Source organism: Mycobacterium sp. (assembly GCF_040509115.1).
Taxonomy (GTDB): domain Bacteria; phylum Actinomycetota; class Actinomycetes; order Mycobacteriales; family Mycobacteriaceae; genus Mycobacterium.
Genome location: NZ_JBEVLO010000106.1, coordinates 1 through 3029, shown reverse-complemented (window position 1 = coordinate 3029; position 3029 = coordinate 1). Strand labels below are relative to the sequence as shown.

Genomic DNA, 3029 nt, shown 5'->3' with positions numbered 1-3029 from the left:
GCGGCGGCAAGGTGAAAGCCGACAGCGTCACGCACGCGTCGCCCGCCCCGGCTGCCCGGGGTCCGAAACTCGTGCGCCAGCGTGCACATCGGCGGGCTTACGCTCGTTTTCGTGGGTGATCTACGAGTAAGCACGGACGGCTTGGCCGACCTAGCGACGACGTGCGCCGAGCAAGCCGCCATCGCCGAGGTGGGCACACCGCCGTCAGCGCACAGCACGCTCCGATCGACGGCCGCTGCGGTGCAAAACGTCCACGACGTCGTGGCCGCCAGTGGCGTCCGTGTCGTCGAACGCCTCAGTTGGACCAGTGAGCAGATGACCGTCGCGAGCATGCGATATGACGCCATCGACGCCGCTCTTGCCCCCACCTTCGCCACCTAGGTGGCCGCACCGACTCTGTCAGGAGTCCGGGAGTGGACACCCGACTATCTCACCTCGGCTGCCGCGCACTGGGAGCACACCGCAGCAGCGTGGAACGATGCGTACGACCACGCACTGCGCGGGGTGCGGGCGCTAAGTGACACGGAATGGGTTGGTACGGCATCAGGTTCCGCGATGCACCGCATCGACGCCGACCGCCAGAGGGTCGACGCCGCCGTAGCGGACCTCCGAGCGGCCGCGAGTACCGCGCGCCTCGCCGCAAGTGAACTCGCGGACGGACGGCACGATCTCCTTGCTGCGGTCTCCGTCGCAGAAGCCGAAGCGTTCGTCGTCTGCGAAGACTATTCCGTTCGCGATCTGTCGTGGATCCTTTCGCCAGGCGCATCGCTGCTGCGACGACTCCGGGCAACCGCTCATGCCACCGCCATCAGAGCCAGGGCCCTCGCGCTCGGTGCCCTGGATGACGATGCATCACACGCGATCATCAGTGCCGGCAGTCGGCTGGACGATCTGCGGTTTGCAAGCCAGGTGGACGCGTTCACGCAAGCCGTCGACTTTCATGGTGTCCCCTTCCCCGAACGCCCACGCAGACCCAATCCGACACCGACTCCCCCGCCAGGAGGCTGGAGTGATGACCCGATCACGCGGGCGGCGCAACACATTGCCTACGGCCACGCCAATCTCAAGCACCTCGTGACGGAGTGGCCCCCTGGCACGACCACTGAGTACCTCGCGAAGGAGGTCGAACGGATGATGCGCGCGGCGGCTGATCCTCAGGGCGGCATGATCGTGGGCCGCACCGGCGACGGAGCGCCAACCATCTACGACCCGAAGACGAACACCATCGTCATACGCGATCCTCGGGCCGCCGATTACGGGACGGTGTTCAGGCCGCGCGATGGAATCGAGATCGTGGGCAGGAAGATGGCGACGCGGGTTCCCGCCATCCCGCTGCCCGAGCTTGCCGCCGCCCCGCCACCGCGCGTCACCCCCGAATCGCCCAAGGTAGAACCGCGACCTGCCCCCCGAGTGGGCTTGCCGCCCATCTTCGTACCGCCACAGATCATCCCCGGCCCGCCTACCCAGGGTGAGTTCCCCGTCATCGACGTCGACGGTATCCCTTAGCGCAGAACGGTGATCCACGGTGCAACACTGTTACAGCCCAACTGAGATTGGAAGCCCCATGACCGAGCGAGACATGTTCGAGTTCGACCTCTCCGACGACGAATACCTCCTGTTGCTCCATGGACTGAACGAGTATCTGGGGCCGGCTCATGGCAGCGAGGTGCTCGGACCGCTGATTGGTGTCGCGACACAGTCTGAGTTCTTCCGGGAGATAAAGCGCCTGCTCAACGCGATCGAGCGACGGGAGCCGCTGAGCGAACTGGACTGGTCGCGGGTCCTCGTACTCGCGGAGATCTCTTGGGCGAGCGACATCCTCGGTGCCGCAAGCGAATTCCAGACCAACCTGAGTGACGAACGAGCGCTTTACGCGCTGAGGTCGCTGCAGGGAAGGATTCCGACCGGGCGGTGGATCATGGCGTTGAACGCCAACGTACTGCGGCCAGCGTCGGAGTGATGATGGAATCGAACCCCATCGACGGCCCAATCGTCGATGACGAGTGTGCTTGGCGCGAGGTTCGCCTTGGTTGCGCAGAGATCAACGGTTGCTGCGTCGTACTTGAATATAGTCATGCGACTCCCTGCGTTAGTTCTTCATCCTAGGGCAGGTCACCGACAGGTTTGCTGAACGATGCCGACCCGGCTGGTGCGTTACGGGTGAGATCGAATAGTGCCGCGGACGGTCGCCGGCTGGACAGAGCGCATCAATTCTCGAAACGCTTGACCGCCCGATCGGAGTAGGCGGGCCGCGGAGGCAGCCTGACTGCGTTCGAGCGATGTGTCCCCCAAATGGGTGACACCCGATTCATCCCGCTTGGGTCCGTTCGGTGGACACCGCGCCGCTCACGTGTCCAGCACTCTTGCAGCATGGCCGCAAGATCCGCGGCTCGCTGCGAGGAGTAGCTGACACAGGCGATTTCATCGCTGTTCACGCACCGATGACGAGGACGAGACATGACCACCACCACCGACAAACCCGTGCACCAGGTACCGAAGCCAGTCGGCGCGGACTACGTCGCCCCGTGGCAATACGATCTGCCGATTCCGTCGCGGCCCTTCTTCGGGGTGGCGCGCGGCATCACCGGCAGGACGATCGTCGTGGGGACCGCGGGCCACCAATGGGCGGACGGGTCCGTCGCGTCGACCGCGACCATCGAGATCATCGGGCGGCCGGATGGCTTGACCAGTGGGCAAGCGCGTGAACTCGCCGCGGCGTTGCACCAGGCCGCCGACGACGTCGACGGGTGGTTCGCGGATCGATCAGGGGACGAGTTGGGCTATGCGCCGCGGAGGCGCAGCTGACGATCTGAAATGTGCGGTCCGAGCCCGCCTCCCTCATGCATACGTCGATGTCGGCCAGCGGACCGCTAACGGTGATTCGGCGCCGACCAGCTTGAAAGGCTTTGGGGCCCAGGTGCTCAGCTGATTGCACAGTCGTCGGCTGGACGAGAGAAGAATGAGGGATGGTCGACGACTGGTTCAGGCTGCGATCGCAAATGCGATCGCACCGACGATGATCAGGCCGA

4 protein-coding genes are annotated in these 3029 nt (G+C 64.9%); all 4 read left to right on the top strand.

Features of this window, described 5'->3' with window-relative positions; genetic code table 11:
- Positions 1-111: 111 nt before the first annotated feature.
- Entirely contained in the window at positions 112-381 is a 270-nt protein-coding gene (locus ABW137_RS08710; protein WP_526398917.1) for a hypothetical protein, read from the top strand.
- Positions 382-1506 carry a hypothetical protein gene (locus tag ABW137_RS08705; protein WP_526398915.1) on the top strand — a complete coding sequence of 375 codons (1125 nt, stop codon included), beginning with the start codon at positions 382-384 and terminating at the stop codon, positions 1504-1506.
- Between the two features lie 58 nt (positions 1507-1564).
- A complete protein-coding gene (locus ABW137_RS08700; RefSeq protein WP_526398913.1) occupies positions 1565-1960 on the top strand; it encodes a hypothetical protein in 396 nt (131 codons plus the stop codon).
- 497 nt (positions 1961-2457) lie between these two features.
- Positions 2458-2805, top strand: coding sequence for a hypothetical protein (locus tag ABW137_RS08695; RefSeq protein WP_526398911.1), 348 nt, complete (start codon positions 2458-2460; stop codon positions 2803-2805).
- The last annotated feature ends 224 nt before the right edge of the window (positions 2806-3029 follow it).